Origin of the sequence: Streptomyces sp. NPDC002566 (assembly GCF_042889585.1) — a bacterium.
In the GTDB taxonomy this organism is placed as follows: Bacteria; Actinomycetota; Actinomycetes; order Streptomycetales; family Streptomycetaceae; genus Streptomyces.
In genome coordinates this window covers 514,420-530,575 of sequence record NZ_JBIARD010000004.1, presented here as the reverse complement: position 1 = coordinate 530,575, position 16,156 = coordinate 514,420, and the positions used below count along the sequence as shown (strand labels likewise).

Genomic DNA, 16,156 nt, shown 5'->3' with positions numbered 1-16,156 from the left:
AGGATACGAAATGGCCGTCGGCCTGCCGGTTATTACTTCGGCCTTACTCCGTTAACCATTCGTTGAGTCACGGTTCGGCCCGTCCTGGATTTCGCTTCCTAGGTTCGAGCCGTGCCACTTCGTACTCCGAAGCCCCTGCGGGTCGCCGTCCTCGCCGACTCCGACACCCGCTGGAAATGGGGCGCCCTGACCGCGGGACGCGTCCTGCCCGCCGGCCCCGCCGCGCCGGTGCTGGACGGTTTCCTCCTGCGCGGCCGGGCCACCCCCACCGCCCGCCAGCTGCGCGAGGTCGGCGTCCGCGCCGACTCGCTGCGCGAGGTGACGGTCGTGGAGTTCCTGCGCGTCATGGCGCGTGAGTCGTACGACGTGCTGGTCCTCGCCCTCGTGGGGGGCGGCGTCCAGGCCCTGCTGCACGGCCTCGGGCGGGCCTGGGAAGGGCGGAGCGAGCGGCCCGTCGTCGTCACCGGCTACGTCGGCGTCGTCTACGAGAAGCTCGCCGACGGTCTGCTGCTGCGGCACGGCGCGGACCTCGTCCTCGCCAACTCCCGTCAGGACGCGGAGCGTTTCCGCGCGGTGTACGAAGGGGTGGGCGCCGACGCCTCGGCGGTGACGGAGGTGGCGCTGCCTTTCCTCGGCGGCGACCCCTACCAGGGCGAACACAGCCCCTACACCGTGGTGTTCGCGGCGCAGCCTTCCGTGCCGGACAACCGGGCGGACCGCACCTATCTGCTGGAGAGGCTGGTGAGGCACGCGCGGCTGCACCCCGACCGCGAGGTGCTGCTCAAGCTCCGCTCCCGCCCCGGCGAACACACCACCCACGTCGAGGAGTTGCCCTACCAGAAACTGGTGCGCGACCTCGACGCGCCGCCCAACCTCCGCCTGGTCTACGGCAACATGGGCGAGGTACTCGACCGCGCCGACCTCATGGTCACGGTCAGCTCCACGGCCGCCCTGGAGTCCCTGCACCGCCGCGTCCCCACCGTCGTCCTCACCGACCTCGGCGTCCGCGAGACCCTCGGCAACCACCACTTCATCGGCTCCGGCTGCCTCGCCTCCTGGGACCAGCTCGACGCCGGACACCGGCCCGAGCCCGACCCGCAGTGGGTCGCCCGGCAGGGCGTCGCCGCCGGCGCCTCCGGTGGAGCCGCGCCGGCGGGAGGCTCCTACGCCACCGCCTTCGACGCGGCGCGCGAGCGGATCGGCGCGCTGCTCGACCGGCCCGGCGGCCTGCCGCCGCTGACCCCGTACTACACACCCGCGACCGCGCCCGGCTACCTGCCCGGCATCCTCGCCCGCCACCACCTCGGCCCGGACGGCAGCCCGCTGCCCGGCGCGCCCGCCGCCGACGAGGTGCCCGGAGCCGTCCGGAGGATCGTCCGCCGGGCGGCGCGCGGCGCCTACCGGCACGGAGTGCAGCGGGTGGCGCCCGTCATCCGGCGGATGGGAGAGCTGTGACCCGTCAAGGAGAGACACCCATGACCGACCCCCGGCCCGGCGCGCACCGCGTCCTCGCCGTCATCCCCGCGCGCGGCGGCTCCAAGGGAGTGCCCGCGAAGAACCTCGCACCGGTCGGCGGAGTGCCGCTGGTGGCGCGGGCGGTCCGCGAGTGCCGCGCCACCCGCCTGGTGACGGACGTCGTCGTCTCCACCGACGACGAGGCCATCGCCGCCGCGGCCCGGCAGGCCGGCGCGCAGGTCGTGCCGCGGCCCGCCGCCATCGCCGGAGACACCGCGACCTCGGAGGCCGCCGTCCTGCACGCCATGGACGCACACGCGGCCCTGAGCGGCACATCCGCCGACGTGGTGCTCCTGGTCCAGTGCACCAGCCCGTTCCTCGTCCGGCAGGACATCGACGCGGTGGCGGCCGCGGTGGTGGAGGGCGGCGCGGACACCGCCCTGACCGTCGCGCCGTTCCACGGGTTCGTCTGGCGCGACGGAGCCGACGACCCCGCCGCGCACACCGGGACCGGCGACGCCCGGACCGCCGGCGGCCACGGCGTCAACCACGACAAGTCCTTCCGCCCCCGCCGCCAGGACCGCCCCCAGGACCTGCTGGAGACCGGCGCCGCCTACGCCATGGACGCGGCCGGCTTCCGCGAGCACCGCCACCGCTTCTTCGGGCACACCGAACTCGTACGGACCGACCCCGCCCGCGTCCTGGAGATCGACGACCCGCACGACCTCGCCCGCGCCCGGGCACTGGCACCCCTCCTCGACGCGAACGGCCCCGGCGCCCTGCCGACCGCCGGCGACGTCGACGCCGTAGTCCTCGACTTCGACGGCACCCAGACCGACGACCGGGTGCTGATCGACTCCGAAGGCCGGGAGTTCGTCTCCGTGCACCGCGGCGACGGACTCGGCATCGCCGCCCTGCGCCGCAGCGGGCTGAAGATGCTGATCCTGTCCACGGAACGCAACCCGGTCGTCGCCGCCCGCGCCCGCAAGCTGCAACTGCCGGTGCTGCACGGCGTCGACCGCAAGGACCTCGCCCTCAAGCAGTGGTGCGACGAACAGGGCGTCGCGCCGGAGCGCGTGCTCTACGTCGGCAACGACGTCAACGACCTCCCCTGCTTCGCCCTCGTCGGCTGGCCCGTGGCGGTCGCGAGCGCCCACGACGTCGTACGCGGCGCCGCGCGCGCGGTCACCGCCCTCCCCGGCGGCGACGGCGCGATCCGCGAGATCGCCGGCTGGCTCCTCGGCCCCTCCCTCGACACCGTCTACCCCCTCACCTCCCTCACCCCCCTCGACTCCCTCCCTCCCCTCACCCCCCTCTCCCGGTAAGGAACCCACAGATGAGCACCAACTCCCGCCTCCGCCGCTTCGGTTCGCGCACCGCCGGGCCCGGCCGTCCCGTCTACGTCTGCGGCGAGATCGGCATCAACCACAACGGCGAGCTGGAGAACGCCCTCAAGCTGATCGACGTGGCCGCCGAAGCCGGCTGCGACGCCGTGAAGTTCCAGAAGCGCACCCCGGAGATCTGCACCCCCCGCGACCAGTGGGACATCGAGCGCGACACGCCCTGGGGCCGCATGACCTACATCGACTACCGGCACCGCGTCGAGTTCGGCGAGGACGAGTACCGCGCCATCGACGACTACTGCAAGACCAAGGGCATCGCCTGGTTCGCCTCCCCGTGGGACACCGAGGCCGTCGCCTTCCTGGAGAAGTTCGACGTCCCCGCCCACAAGGTCGCCTCGGCCTCCCTCACCGACGACGAGCTGCTGCGCGCCCTGCGCGCCACCGGCCGCACCGTCATCCTCTCCACCGGCATGTCCACCCCGAAGCAGATCCGGCACGCGGTCGAGGTCCTCGGCAGCGAGAACATCCTGCTCTGCCACGCGACCTCGACCTACCCGGCGAAGGCCGAGGAGCTCAACCTCCGCGTCATCAACAGCCTCCAGGCCGAGTACCCGAACGTCCCGATCGGCTACTCCGGCCACGAGACCGGCCTGCAGACCACCCTGGCCGCCGTCGCCCTCGGCGCCGCGTTCGTCGAGCGCCACATCACCCTCGACCGTGCGATGTGGGGCTCCGACCAGGCCGCCTCCGTCGAACCGCAGGGCCTTCAGCGTCTCGTCCGCGACATCCGCACCATCGAGGCGTCCCTCGGCGACGGCGTCAAGAAGGTCTACGACTCCGAACTCGGCCCGATGAGGAAGCTGCGCCGCGTCACCGGCGTCGTCGCCGAGGCGGAGATCGCCGCGGCGGCGGGCGAGCCCCTCGCGGTCTGACGACACCGATGAGCCCTCGCGCCGGTACCGCCGGCACCACCCCCCACACCCTCGCCTTCGTCGAGAGCCCCGTGCAGCTGCTGAACGTCCTGGAATGGGCGCACGCCCGAGGCCTCGGCGGCGAGGAGCGCTCCGGCGCGGGGCTCACCGTCGTCGTCCTGTCCCCGGTCGACCCCATGACCCGCGGCCAGCTGCGCCGCATGGCCGAACTGGCCCGCGACGAAGGCCACACGGTCCGCTGGGAGGACGCCCGCGACGGCGCGGGCGCGCCCCTGCACACCGTCCGCGGTCTGACCCCGCTGCTGCGCGCGGCGAACCGGATCGTCGTCGGCGACCCGTTCTCCCGCTACGTCCAGCTCCTGCTGACGATCGCCCGCCCCGCCGACCTCGTCGTCGTCGACGACGGCACGGCCACCATGGAGTTCGTCGGCCAACTGGCGCGCGGTGAAAGGCTCGTGCGCTGGCACCGCACGGGCGGGCGGCCCGGCCCCCGCGATCTGCTCCTCGCACCGGTGTCGGCCGCCGCCCGCCGCCGTCTGACTCCCGGCCCGGACCGGCGGGTGGAGGTCTTCTCCTCCATGCCGGTACCGCAGGCCCCGGCCGGCGTCACGGTCATCGGCAACGCCTTCGCCTGGACCCGGGCCCGCTTCGGCCCGCCCCGCGTGACGAAGGGCGCCGATCTGGTCGGCACGTCCCTCGTCGAGACGGGCGTCGTCGACGGCGACCGCTACCTCCACGCCGTCGGCCTCCTCGCCCGGACCCACGGCGCGGCCCGCTACTTCGCGCACCGCCGGGAGAGCGCCGACAAACTCCGCCGCCTCGCCGCCGAGACCGGCCTGGAGATCGTCCGCCCCGACCTGCCCCTCGAACTGATCGCCCGCCGCGGCCCCGTCGGCCGCACCGTCCTCAGCTTCCCCTCCACCGTCGTCCACACCCTGCCCCTGGCCCTGACCGGCACCGGGGTCCGCGTGGCCGTCTGCGACATCGACCCCGACTGGCTGACCGGCCACGCCTCCCCCCGCGCCCAGGGCTTCCTCACCACGGTGACCGCCACGGCGCGCGCCGCCCACGACCTCACCGAGGTGACACCGCGAGATCCCTCAGCTGTCCCGCTTGTGGGCCAGCAGGAAGGACACCGGGCGACTGGTCTCGGCCTCGGGCTCCAGGACGGTGCTGGCCAGCAGGGAGAGTCCGGCCTGTTCGAGGTGGGCGGTGACCGCTGACGGCGAGCGCCAGTGGTACGAGAGGGCGACCTCCCGCCCGAACCGCTCGGTGAGCTGCTGCTCCTCCCCGCCGCCGGTCTGGAAGCAGAGCAGGACGTAACCGCCCGGGGCGAGGACCCGCCGGAACTCCGCGAGCACGCCCGGCAGATGGGCGTCCGGCACATGGATGAGCGAGAACAGGGCGAGCACTCCGCCCAGCGTCCCGTCGGGCAGGTCCAGGGACTCCATCGACCCCACGTGGAAACGCACCCCGGGATGGGTCCGCCGGGCCAGCGCCGTCATCCTCGGTGAGACGTCGACGCCGAACACCGGGACGCCGAGCCGGGCGAGCCGCGCCGTGACGTGCCCCGGCCCGCTGCCCACGTCCGCCACCGGCTCGGGCCCCCTGGATCTGACCAGCTCCGCGAAGGCGCACAGCAGCGCCCGGTCCAGGGGCCGGCGCTCCAGCCAGTCGGGGATCTGCCGGGCGTACTCCTCGGCGATCGCGTCGTACGAGGTCCGTGCGTCCCGCACGAAACCGGGCTCCGCGATCACCGGACAGGAGCGTGTGTTCGGTGCGCTCACGGGCCGGACTCTACCGACGCGGCCCCCGCCGGGAGGCCGAACCGGCGGATCCGCCCGCCGGCCCCGGGCGTGCGGGCCCGGATCGGCTCCCTCGGACGTTCCGGTACGTGGACAGACCCGGCGTGATCCGCTCGGGGCGTGGTATGCGTGGAACTGAGTGCAAGATGAGAGAGCAAAAATTGGGATGGATCAGGATTCATGATCCACTCGGCGGGAAGTCGGCCGAGTGTACCCATCCCGAAAGACAGCCATGCGCCGTGCGACCGGCTTTTCTGCCTCTACGGGCTGAATTTTTGTTGATCGTGGGTCAGTCGACCGCCCCGGCGTCCTACCCTTCAGAGGGTGAAGCAACTGATGTCCCGAGAGTCCGAGGCCGATCCTTCAGGGGACGCGCTGCTCCCCGGCGCCCTGCCGGAGTCCCTGCGCGCAGAGCTCGTCGCCTTCCGCCGCGACATGCACATGCACCCAGAGCTCGGCAACCAGGAGTTCCGCACGACCGCCGCGATCAAGGAGCGCCTGGAGCGGGCCGGCCTCAAGCCGCGCGTCCTCGCCGCCGGGACCGGCCTCGTGTGTGACATCGGCGACGCGAGCGACGGCACGCCGATCCTCGCCATGCGCGCCGACATCGACGCGCTGCCCATCCCGGACACCAAGAGCGAGTGCTCCTACCGCTCGAAGGTGCCCGACCGCGCCCACGCCTGCGGCCACGACGTGCACACCACCGTCGTCCTCGGCACCGGCCTCGTCCTCGCCGACCTGCACCGGCAGGGCCTGCTGCCGCGTCCGGTGCGGCTGGTGTTCCAGCCCGCCGAGGAGGTGCTGCCCGGCGGCGCCGCCGACGCCATCCAGGACGGCGTGCTGGAGGGCGTCGGCCGGATCATCGCCGTGCACTGCGACCCCCGCGTGGACGCGGGGCTGATCGGACTGCGCACCGGCCCCATCACCTCCGCCTGCGACCGCCTGGAGATCGCCCTCGAAGGCCCCGGCGGCCACACCGCCCGCCCGCACCTGACCACAGACCTCGTCACCGCCGCCGCCCGCGTGGTCACCGACGTGCCCGCGCTCGTCGGCCGCCGCGTCGACACCCGCGCCGGCCTCGCGGTGACCTGGGGCCGGATCGACTGCGGTCACGCGCCGAACGTCATCCCGCAGCACGCCGAGCTCTCCGGCACCGTGCGCTGCCTCGACATCGACGCCTGGCGGCAGGCCCCCGACCTGGTGGTCGCCGCGATCGACGAGGTCGCCAACCTGCACCGCGCCAAGTCGGAGATCAACTACGTCCGGGGCGTCCCGCCGGTCGTCAACGACGCCGACGTCACCGCCCTGCTCAACGACGCGATGATCGCCCGCCATGGCGAGGGCACCGTGGAGAGCACCGAGCAGAGCCTCGGCGGCGAGGACTTCTCCTGGTACCTGGAGCGCGTCCCCGGCGCCATGGCCCGCCTGGGAGTCCGCCACCCCGGCGAGCGCACCGTCCGAGACCTCCACCAGGGCGACTTCGACGCCGACGAGTCCGCGATCAAGGTAGGAGTGGAACTCTTCACAGCAGCAGCCCTCCTGGACGCGGAAACCCGAACAGCGTGACCTGACGCGAGCCGGCACCACGACCCGACGGACCCGACGGCCCGCACAACAGCGCCGCGCACTGCCTGCGCCTGCGCAAGACGGCCCGGGCCGGAGTGGCCAGGACGTCTTGCGCAGGCGCAGGAGGAACCCGGGCACCCCGCCCGGGAGCGCCTCGCACCGCCGTCGCGGCAGCGGCCGGCACCGCCCGCCCGGGAGCGCCCCGCACCGCCCGCGTGGCAGAAACCGCACTGCCCCCGCGCAGTGGCCCGCGACAGAAACCGCGCCCTCCCCGCGGCAGCGGCCCGCGCCCCCCGCCGCAGTGGCCGGTGTGGTGGAGTGCCCGGAATGGGGAGATCCGTCCGGTGGGGTCATGTGGGTGTAACCGGGCGGGGGCGCCTGGGGCGTGGTGGCGGCACGAATCGGTAACGGCCGGGGGGAATCCCGTTCCGCTCGCCTTCTACGCGCGTTACTGTGCGCCGAAATCGCCAGCCGGATCGGACAGTTGGGGGAGCCGCGCCGGAGGCGCCACATGGGGACACGCGGGCCGTTCGGCGGCGCCGTGGGGATGAAGGGTGCTTGCTGTGCGTTCGATCTCTCGGAAGACCAGAATCTCCCAGGCCGCGGTGGCCGTCGCGGTCGTCGCGCTCGCGGCCTCCGGCTGCGGCGAGTCCAGCACCGGCGCGAAGAGCGACGGTGACAAGCAGTCGTCCGGCAAGTACTCGGGCAAGGGCGTCGGCCTCGCGTACGACATCGGCGGCAAGGGCGACCAGTCGTTCAACGACGCCGCCTTCGCCGGCTTCCAGAAGGCCGACAAGGAGTTCGGCATCGGCGGCCGGGACGTCGAGCCCCAGGACGGCGAGTCCGAGGCGGACAAGGTCCAGCGTCTGACCCAGCTGGCCAAGGAGGGCTACAACCCGGTCATCGGCGTCGGCTACATCTACGCGCCGGCCGTCAAGGAGGTCTCCGCGAAGTTCCCGAACACCACCTTCGGGATCATCGACGACGAGACCGTGCAGGCCAAGAACGTCGCCGACCTGGTCTTCCACGAGGAGCAGGCCTCCTACCTCGCCGGCGTCGCCGCCGCCAAGGCCACCAAGAAGGCCCACATCGGCTTCATCGGCGGCGTCGACATCCCGCTGATCCACAAGTTCGAGGCCGGTTACGTCCAGGGCGCCAAGTCGGTCAACCCCAACATCAAGATCGAGTCGCAGTACCTGACGGAGACCCCCCAGGAGGGCGGCTTCTCCAGCCCCGACAAGGGCAAGGCGGGCGCGAGCGGCCAGATCGAGGCCGGCGCCGACGTCATCTACCACGCGGCCGGCCTCTCGGGCCAGGGCGTGATCTCCGAGGCCGCCGCCAAGAAGGTGTGGGCCATCGGCGTCGACTCCGACCAGTACAACCAGAGCTCGCTGGCCGCCTACAAGGACTTCATCCTCGGCTCCGCCCTGAAGAACGTCGGCGGCGCGGTCTACGACCTGGCCAAGTCGGTGTACGAGGGCAAGCCCCTGTCCGGCGTGGTCCGCGGCAGCCTCTCCAACGACGGCGTGGGCTTCGCCGACACCAACCCCAAGTACAAGGCGCTGACCGACGTGGTCGCCGCGGTCGACAAGGCCAAGAAGGACATCGTCGACGGCAAGGTCAAGGTCGCCACGAAGTAACGCTTCGGCACACCCGGGAACGGCCGCGGCCCGGCCCGCCCCCGAACCGAAGCCGAACCCGCACCGGCATCCCCGCAGACCACAGCGCTCCTCGCCTTGCGCGAGGGGCGCTGTGCTGTCAGTAGCCCTCGAACCGAATGCGGCCACAGCTCGATAACGGACCGGACAGAAGCCTTTTTCCGCCAGGTCTACGCGCGTTACGCTGCGGCGGAACCAGCGCCTGGTTTGGGCGCTTGCACAAAGGAGTCACGTTCCATGCGCCGGGTGTCCCGTATCGCGGTTGCGGGTGTTGCGACCGCTGCCCTCGCCGTCACCGTTTCCGCTTGCGGAAGCTCGTCCAAGTCGTCGTCCTCCTCTGCCGGCGAAGACAAGAACCTGGGCCTCGCGCTCGCGTACGACATCGGCGGCAAGGGCGACCAGTCCTTCAATGATGCCGCCACCGCGGGCATGGAGAAGGCCAACACGGAGTTCGGCTACAAGTCCTCCGCCGTGGAGCCGCAGGACGGCGAGTCCGAGGCCGACAAGGTGCAGCGCCTGGAGAGCCTTGCCAAGCAGGGCTACAACCCGGTGATCGGCGTCGGCTTCGCCTACGCGCCGGCCGTCAAGGAGGTCTCGGCCAAGTTCCCGAAGACCACCTTCGGCATAGTCGACGACGAGACCATCAAGGCCGCGAACGTCGCCGACCTGGTCTTCCACGAGGAGCAGGCCTCCTACCTGGCCGGCGTCGCCGCCGCCAAGGCCACCAAGACCAACGTGGTCGGCTTCATCGGCGGTGTCGACATCCCGCTGATCCACAAGTTCGGCGCCGGCTTCAAGCAGGGCGTCCAGGACACCAAGAAGGGCGTCACGGTCAAGGAGCAGTACCTGACCGAGACCCCCGCCGAGGGTGGCTTCTCCAGCCCCGACAAGGGTGAGAGCGCCGCCGAGGGCCAGATCGACGCGAAGGCCGACGTGGTCTACGCCGCCGCCGGTCTGTCCGGCCAGGGCGTCATCAAGGCCGCCGCGGCCGCCAAGGTCTGGGCGATCGGCGTCGACTCCGACCAGTACAAGCAGGACGCGCTGAAGGCGTACAAGGCCTCGATCCTGACCTCGGCCATGAAGAACGTCGAGGGCGCGGTCTACGAGCTGGCCAAGTCCGTCAAGGACGGCAAGCCGCAGACCGGCGTCATCCGCGGCAGCCTCTCCAACGGCGGCGTGAGCCTGTCGGCCTCCAACCCGGCCTTCGCGTCGAACAAGGAGATCCAGGACGCAGTCAACAAGGCCGCCGAGGCGATCAAGGCCGGCACCATCAAGGTGAAGACCTCCTGACCGCAGTGTCGAGGCCTGTCGAAGGTCTCTCATAGGCCGGTCGAGGACCTGGCCGGACGGGCGCTGTGATGACAGCGTTACGCCCACGCGACGGGGCACGGGACGCGAGTTCGGCCCGCGCCCCGTTCGCGCGGCAGAATGCTCGGAACGGATCGGGACTCGATCGGAAACGTCGATCAAGTCGATCAAGCCGGTCAAGTCCGAGCACTATTTAAAGCAGGGGCGCTACGCGCGTAGAGTGGCCCCTTTCCCGAGGAGAGTGCGCCATCGACGCGTCCAGCAGCCCTCCGCTCACCGCCCGGTCGACAGTCGCGGTAGAGCTCGCGGGCATCACCAAGCGATTCCCCGGTGTCGTCGCCAACCACGACATCCACCTGACCGTCCGCAAGGGCACCGTGCACGCCCTGGTCGGCGAGAACGGCGCCGGCAAGTCGACCCTGATGAAGATCCTCTACGGCATGCAGAAGCCGGACGAGGGCACCATCGAGATCGACGGCGTCCAGGTGAGCTTCTCCAGCCCCGCCGACGCCATCGCCCGCGGTATCGGCATGGTCCACCAGCACTTCATGCTCGCGGACAACCTGACCGTCCTGGAGAACGTCGTCCTCGGCAGCGAGAAGCTGTACGGAATCGGCGGCGGGGCCCGCAAGAAGATCAAAGAGATCTCCGACCGCTACGGCCTCGGGGTGCGCCCCGACGCCCTGGTCGAGGACCTCGGCGTCGCCGAACGGCAGCGCGTGGAGATCCTCAAGGTCCTCTTCCGCGGCGCCCGCACCCTCATCCTCGACGAGCCGACCGCCGTCCTCGTCCCGCAGGAGGTCGACGCGCTCTTCGACAACCTGCGCGAGCTGAAGTCCGAGGGCCTCTCCGTCATCTTCATCTCCCACAAGCTGGGCGAGGTGCTGTCCGTCGCCGACGACATCACCGTCATCCGGCGCGGCACCACCGTCGGCACGGCCGTCCCCGCCGAGACGACCCCGCGCCAGCTCGCCGAGATGATGGTCGGCAGCGAGCTGCCCACGCCGGAGACCGCGGAGTCCACGGTCACCGACAAGCCCGTCATCGAGGTCAGCGCCCTCACCGTCTACGCCAGCGGCGGCACCTCCCTCGGCATCGAGGCGGAGCCCAGCGGCGGCACGACCCTCGCCCCGGAGGGCGGCGAGGTCAAGAAGGTCCTCGACGACGTCACCTTCACCATCCACGCCGGCGAGGTCATGGGCATCGCCGGTGTCGAGGGCAACGGCCAGACCGAGCTGATCGACGCGCTGATCGGCACCAAGCACGCCCACTCCGGCGTCATCCGCTTCCTCGGCGAGGACATCACCCCCTGGCCGACCCGCAAGCGCCGCGAGTCCGGCGTCGGCTACATCCCCGAGGACCGTCACCGCCAGGGCCTGCTCCTGGAGGCGCCCCTCTGGGAGAACCGCATCCTCGGCCATGTCACCGAGGCCCCCAACGCCAAGGGCTTCTGGCTGAACCCCAAGGGCGCCCAGGCCGACACCCGCCGGATCGTCGAGGAGTACGACGTCCGCACCCCCGGCATCGACGTCACCGCCGCCTCCCTCTCGGGCGGCAACCAGCAGAAGCTGATCGTCGGCCGTGAGATGAGCCACAACCCCAAGTTCCTGATCGCCGCCCACCCCACCCGGGGTGTGGACGTCGGCGCGCAGGCCCAGATCTGGGACCGCATCCGCGAGGCCCGCCGAGAGGGCCTGGCCGTGCTGCTGATCTCCGCCGACCTGGACGAGCTGATCGGCCTGTCGGACACCCTGCGGGTGATCTACGACGGCAGGCTGGTCGCCGACGCCGATCCCGCCACCATCACCCCCGAGGAGCTGGGCTCGGCCATGACGGGCGCCGCGTCCGGTCATCTGGAACACGTTGAGACGCCCATGGCAGACGACGAAGCTGCCGGCCCGGAGGACGAGGCCCGATGAAGAAGTTCGACAAGGAGCGCCTGCTCCTCGCGGTGGCCGGCCCGGTCATGGCGCTCGTCGCGGCGATCCTGCTGACCTCGGTCGTGCTGATCGCCTCCGGCAAGAACCCGTTCGAGCCGTACGGGCTGATGCTGGAGCAGATCCCGTTCTCCGACGTCCAGGTCCTGATCCTCAACCAGGCGTCGCTGTACTACATCGCCGCCCTCGCGGTCGCCCTCGGCTTCCGCATGAACCTGTTCAACATCGGCGTCGACGGCCAGTACCGCCTCGCCGCCATGATGGTCGCGGTGGTCGGCGCGCACGTGGCGCTGCCGTCCTTCCTCCAGATCCCGCTGCTGCTGCTGGTCGGCTCGCTCACCGGCGCGTTCTGGGCGGGCATCGCGGGCGTCCTCAAGGTCACCCGGGGCGTCAGCGAGGTCGTCGCGACGATCATGCTGAACGCGATCGCCACCAGCGTCATCGGCTACCTCACCCTCCGCGAGAACTTCGGCGTCCTGGTCGGCGACAACGTCACCACGGGTGAGATGAAGGAGTCCGGCTGGGTCCCCGGCATCAACCTCGGCGCGGACGTCGGCGAGATCTACGGCCTGGTCTTCCTCGCCGTCGCGCTCGGCATCGGCTACTGGGTGGTGCTCAACCGCACCCGCTTCGGTTTCGACCTGCGGTCCACCGGCGAGTCGGAGACCGCCGCCGCGGCCTCCGGCGTCAACGCCAAGCGCATGGTCCTCACCGCCATGCTGCTCTCCGGCGCGGTCGCCGGCCTGTCCGGCCTGCCGCTGCTCCTCGGCGACGCCCACACCTACAGCCTGAGCTTCCCGACCGGCCTCGGCTTCACCGCCATCGGCATCGCCCTCCTCGGCCGCAACAACCCCGGCGGCATCGCGCTCGCCGCGCTGCTGTGGGCCTTCCTGGAGAAGACCTCTCCCGCTCTCGACTACGCCACCCCGGTCGCGTACGAGAAGGAGATCGCCACGATCATGCAGGGCCTGATCGTCTTCGCGGTCGTCATCTCCTACGAGTTCGTCCGCCAGTGGGGTCTGCGCCGCCAGCAGAAGCGGGTCGGCGCCGAGCTCGCCGCCCAGGCCGCCAACAACAACGCCAAGAAGGAGGTGGCGGCCTGATGTCCACCGCGACCATCGCCGAGCCGCAGGCGAAGAAGCCCGGCAAGGGCGGCCGCCGCATGTCTCTCCCGGTACTCCTGCTGGTCATCGCGGGCGTGCTGGTCCTCACCTCGATCGTCCGCCTGATCAGCGGCGCGGACGGCATCACCTCGACCGGGCAGATGTCCACCGCGCTGCGGCTGGCCGTCCCGATCGGCCTGGCCGGTCTCGGCGGCCTGTGGGCCGAGCGCGCGGGCGTCGTCAACATCGGCCTCGAGGGCATGATGATCCTCGGCACCTGGTTCGGCGCCTGGGCCGGCTACCAGTGGGGTCCGTGGACCGGCGTGGCCTTCGGCATCATCGGCGGCGCGCTCGGCGCCGTGCTGCACGCCGTCGCCACTGTCACCTTCAACGTCAACCACATCGTCTCCGGTGTGGCGCTGAACATCCTGGCCCTCGGCACCACCCGCTACCTGTCGAAGTTCACCTTCGAGGAGGCCCCGCAGGGCTCCTCGAAGCAGTCCCCGCCGATCGACTCGCTCGGCACCTTCGACATCCCGGGCCTGTCGGACTGGCTGCAGACGCTGAACGGCAAGCACTGGTTCCTGGTCTCCGACCTCGCCGGTCTGATCGGCGGCCTGGTCACCAACCTCTCGCCGCTCACCGTCGTCGCCGTCGCGCTCGTCCCCGCCACCTGGTGGGTGCTGTGGCGCACCGCCTTCGGCCTGCGCCTGCGCTCCTGCGGCGAGAACCCGGTCGCCGCCGAGTCCCTCGGCGTCAACGTCTACAAGTACAAGTACATCGCCGTGATCATCTCGGGCGGTTTCGCGGGCCTCGGCGGCGCGTTCCTGTCCATCGTGGCCTCGAACGTCTACCTGGACGGCCAGACCGCGGGCCGCGGCTACATCGGCCTCGCCGCGATGATCTTCGGCAACTGGATGCCGGGCGGCCTCGCCCTCGGCGCGGGCCTGTTCGGCTACACCGACAGCCTCAACCTGCGCGGCGGCACGACCAACGTGCACGCGCTGATCCTGCTGCTGGCCATCCTGCTGGTGATCGGAGCGGCCTACCTGGCCTGGCAGAAGAAGTACGTCAGCGCGCTGAGCACCCTGCTGGTCTCGGCCCTGATGTTCGTCTGGTACGTCAGCGTGGACGAGGTCCCGCGCCAGGTCGTCTCCGCCGCCCCGTACATCGTCACCCTGCTGGTGCTGTCGCTGTCCGCCCAACGGCTGCGCATGCCCAAGGCGGACGGTCTGCCGTACCGGAAGGGACAGGGCAAGTGACCCCGGCCGCCGTCGACTGGGACGCCCTGCGGGAGCTGGCCCGGAAGGCCATGAGCCACGCGTACGCCCCCTACTCGGGCTACCCGGTCGGGGTCGCGGCCCTCGTCGACGACGGCCGCACGGTCACCGGCTGCAACGTGGAGAACGCCTCCTACGGGCTCGGCCTGTGCGCCGAGTGCGGGCTCGTCTCCGAGCTCCAGCGGACCGGCGGCGGCCGGCTCACCCACTTCACCTGCGTGGACGGGCGGGGCGAGATCCTCGTCCCGTGCGGCCGCTGCCGCCAGCTGCTGTTCGAGTTCGGCGGTCCGGAGCTGCTGCTGGAGACCCCGGCCGGCGTCCTCCCGCTTGCCGACATGCTCCCGCAGGCCTTCGGCCCCGACCACCTCAGGCAGCCGGGCCACACCGAGTAACCCCCGTGCGGCCCCTGAGCCCGCTCGCCTCGGGCACAGGGGCCGCACGGTCTTGATTTCCCGAAAGGAACGCCATGGCCATGGACGCCATCTCCGTCATCCGCACCAAGCGGGACCGCGGTGAGCTCAGCGACGAGCAGATCGACTGGGTCATCGACGCGTACACCCGCGGCGAGGTCGCCGACGAGCAGATGTCGTCGCTCGCCATGGCGATTCTGCTCAACGGCATGAACCGCCGTGAGATCGCCCGCTGGACGGCCGCGATGATCGCCTCCGGCGAGCGCATGGACTTCTCGTCCCTGTCCCGCCCGACCGCCGACAAGCACTCCACCGGCGGCGTCGGCGACAAGATCACGCTTCCCCTCGCCCCCCTCGTCGCGGCCTGCGGGGCGGCGGTTCCCCAGCTCTCCGGCCGGGGCCTCGGCCACACCGGCGGCACCCTCGACAAGCTGGAGTCGATCCCCGGCTGGCGCGCGCTGCTCTCCAACGAGGAGATGCTGTCGGTCCTTGACGGCACGGGCGCGGTGATCTGCGCGGCCGGCGACGGCCTCGCCCCCGCCGACAAGAAGCTCTACGCCCTGCGGGACGTCACCGGCACCGTCGAGGCGATCCCGCTGATCGCCTCCTCGATCATGTCCAAGAAGATCGCCGAGGGCACCGGCTCGCTGGTCCTGGACGTCAAGGTCGGCACCGGTGCCTTCATGAAGACCATCGAGGACGCCCGCGAACTCGCCTCCACGATGGTGGGCCTCGGCACCGACCACGGCGTGAAGACCGTCGCCCTCCTCACCGACATGTCCACCCCGCTCGGCCTCACCGCCGGCAACGCCCTGGAGGTCCGCGAGTCCGTCGAGGTCCTCGCCGGCGGCGGCCCCTCCGACGTCGTGGAACTCACCATCGCCCTGGCCCGCGAGATGCTCGACGCGGCCGGCGTGAAGGACGCCGACCCGGCGAAGGCCCTGGCCGACGGCTCGGCGATGGACGTCTGGCGCCGCATGATCGCGGCCCAGGGCGGCGACCCCGACGCGAAGCTGCCGGTGGCCCGCGAGCAGCACGTGATCAAGGCCCCCTCCTCCGGTGTCCTCACCCGCCTGGACGCCTACGACATCGGCGTCGCCGCCTGGCGCCTCGGCGCGGGCCGCGCCCGCAAGGAGGACCCGGTGCAGGCGGGCGCCGGCGTGGAACTCCACGCCAAGCCCGGCGACACCGTGACCGAGGGCCAGCCCCTCCTCACCCTCCACACGGACACCCCGGAACGCTTCGACTACGCACTCCAGTCGATCGAGGGCTCCTACGACATCGCCACCCCGGGAACCCGGCACGAGGCGACCCCGGTGGTGTTGGAGCGCATCGCCTAAAAGCAGCCCGTCCGGGGGA

The 16,156-nt window shown here is 71.4% G+C and carries 12 protein-coding genes and 1 pseudogene; 12 read left to right on the top strand and 1 reads right to left on the bottom strand.

The window, feature by feature from the left end; translation table 11 throughout:
- Positions 1–111 precede the first annotated feature (111 nt).
- The 4 genes from ACFYXA_RS19545 to ACFYXA_RS19530 are packed head-to-tail and all read left to right on the top strand — an operon-like array spanning position 112 to position 4,953.
- Positions 112–1,455, top strand: coding sequence for a DUF6716 putative glycosyltransferase (locus tag ACFYXA_RS19545; protein WP_389034317.1), 1,344 nt, complete (start codon positions 112–114; stop codon positions 1,453–1,455).
- Between the two features lie 20 nt (positions 1,456–1,475).
- Positions 1,476–2,780, top strand: coding sequence for a cytidylyltransferase domain-containing protein (locus ACFYXA_RS19540; RefSeq protein ID WP_389034314.1), 1,305 nt, complete (start codon positions 1,476–1,478; stop codon positions 2,778–2,780).
- Positions 2,781–2,791: 11 nt separating this feature from the next.
- Positions 2,792–3,730, top strand: a complete 939-nt coding sequence (locus ACFYXA_RS19535; RefSeq protein ID WP_352250581.1) for an N-acetylneuraminate synthase family protein — start codon at positions 2,792–2,794, stop codon at positions 3,728–3,730.
- A gap of 8 nt (positions 3,731–3,738) precedes the next feature.
- Positions 3,739–4,953 (top strand): hypothetical protein, encoded by a 1,215-nt coding sequence (locus ACFYXA_RS19530; RefSeq protein ID WP_389034309.1) that lies wholly within the window; start codon positions 3,739–3,741, stop codon positions 4,951–4,953.
- Between the two features lie 15 nt (positions 4,954–4,968).
- Here the strand turns inward: ACFYXA_RS19530 and ACFYXA_RS19525 are convergent.
- Positions 4,969–5,466: pseudogene (locus ACFYXA_RS19525) on the bottom strand (class I SAM-dependent methyltransferase); the annotation flags it as partial.
- A gap of 405 nt (positions 5,467–5,871) precedes the next feature.
- Here ACFYXA_RS19525 and ACFYXA_RS19520 point away from each other — a divergent pair.
- The 8 genes from ACFYXA_RS19520 to ACFYXA_RS19485 all read left to right on the top strand — a co-directional run bounded on the left by ACFYXA_RS19520 (position 5,872) and on the right by ACFYXA_RS19485 (position 16,137).
- Positions 5,872–7,101, top strand: a complete 1,230-nt coding sequence (locus tag ACFYXA_RS19520; RefSeq protein ID WP_389035082.1) for a M20 family metallopeptidase — start codon at positions 5,872–5,874, stop codon at positions 7,099–7,101.
- Between the two features lie 572 nt (positions 7,102–7,673).
- Positions 7,674–8,741 carry a BMP family protein gene (locus tag ACFYXA_RS19515; RefSeq protein ID WP_389035079.1) on the top strand — a complete coding sequence of 356 codons (1,068 nt, stop codon included), beginning with the start codon at positions 7,674–7,676 and terminating at the stop codon, positions 8,739–8,741.
- A gap of 255 nt (positions 8,742–8,996) precedes the next feature.
- Complete coding sequence (locus tag ACFYXA_RS19510) at positions 8,997–10,049, top strand: BMP family protein (protein WP_130441348.1); 1,053 nt, start codon at positions 8,997–8,999, stop codon at positions 10,047–10,049.
- A gap of 266 nt (positions 10,050–10,315) precedes the next feature.
- Complete coding sequence (locus ACFYXA_RS19505; RefSeq protein WP_389035076.1) at positions 10,316–11,986, top strand: ABC transporter ATP-binding protein; 1,671 nt, start codon at positions 10,316–10,318, stop codon at positions 11,984–11,986.
- Positions 11,983–13,107, top strand: coding sequence for an ABC transporter permease (locus tag ACFYXA_RS19500; RefSeq protein WP_389034305.1), 1,125 nt, complete (start codon positions 11,983–11,985; stop codon positions 13,105–13,107). Before ACFYXA_RS19505 ends, ACFYXA_RS19500 begins: the two co-directional genes overlap by 4 nt.
- Complete coding sequence (locus tag ACFYXA_RS19495; RefSeq protein ID WP_130441354.1) at positions 13,107–14,369, top strand: ABC transporter permease; 1,263 nt, start codon at positions 13,107–13,109, stop codon at positions 14,367–14,369. The genes ACFYXA_RS19500 and ACFYXA_RS19495 overlap by 1 nt, the downstream gene beginning before the upstream one ends.
- Positions 14,366–14,779 (top strand): cytidine deaminase, encoded by a 414-nt coding sequence (locus ACFYXA_RS19490; protein WP_389034301.1) that lies wholly within the window; start codon positions 14,366–14,368, stop codon positions 14,777–14,779. The genes ACFYXA_RS19495 and ACFYXA_RS19490 overlap by 4 nt, the downstream gene beginning before the upstream one ends.
- A gap of 80 nt (positions 14,780–14,859) precedes the next feature.
- Complete coding sequence (locus ACFYXA_RS19485) at positions 14,860–16,137, top strand: thymidine phosphorylase (protein ID WP_352250589.1); 1,278 nt, start codon at positions 14,860–14,862, stop codon at positions 16,135–16,137.
- Positions 16,138–16,156 lie beyond the last annotated feature (19 nt).

What these genes read in the sequence shown, in the direction of transcription:
- ACFYXA_RS19520 (WP_389035082.1), top strand. Translation starts at nt 5,872, where the DNA reads ATGTCCCGAGAGTCCGAGGCCGATCCTTCAGGGGACGCGCTGCTCCCC.
- ACFYXA_RS19540 (WP_389034314.1), top strand. Translation starts at nt 1,476, where the DNA reads ATGACCGACCCCCGGCCCGGCGCGCACCGCGTCCTCGCCGTCATCCCC.
- ACFYXA_RS19535 (WP_352250581.1), top strand. Translation starts at nt 2,792, where the DNA reads ATGAGCACCAACTCCCGCCTCCGCCGCTTCGGTTCGCGCACCGCCGGG.
- ACFYXA_RS19495 (WP_130441354.1), top strand. Translation starts at nt 13,107, where the DNA reads ATGTCCACCGCGACCATCGCCGAGCCGCAGGCGAAGAAGCCCGGCAAG.
- ACFYXA_RS19510 (WP_130441348.1), top strand. Translation starts at nt 8,997, where the DNA reads ATGCGCCGGGTGTCCCGTATCGCGGTTGCGGGTGTTGCGACCGCTGCC.
- ACFYXA_RS19530 (WP_389034309.1), top strand. Translation starts at nt 3,739, where the DNA reads ATGAGCCCTCGCGCCGGTACCGCCGGCACCACCCCCCACACCCTCGCC.
- ACFYXA_RS19500 (WP_389034305.1), top strand. Translation starts at nt 11,983, where the DNA reads ATGAAGAAGTTCGACAAGGAGCGCCTGCTCCTCGCGGTGGCCGGCCCG.
- ACFYXA_RS19485 (WP_352250589.1), top strand. Translation starts at nt 14,860, where the DNA reads ATGGACGCCATCTCCGTCATCCGCACCAAGCGGGACCGCGGTGAGCTC.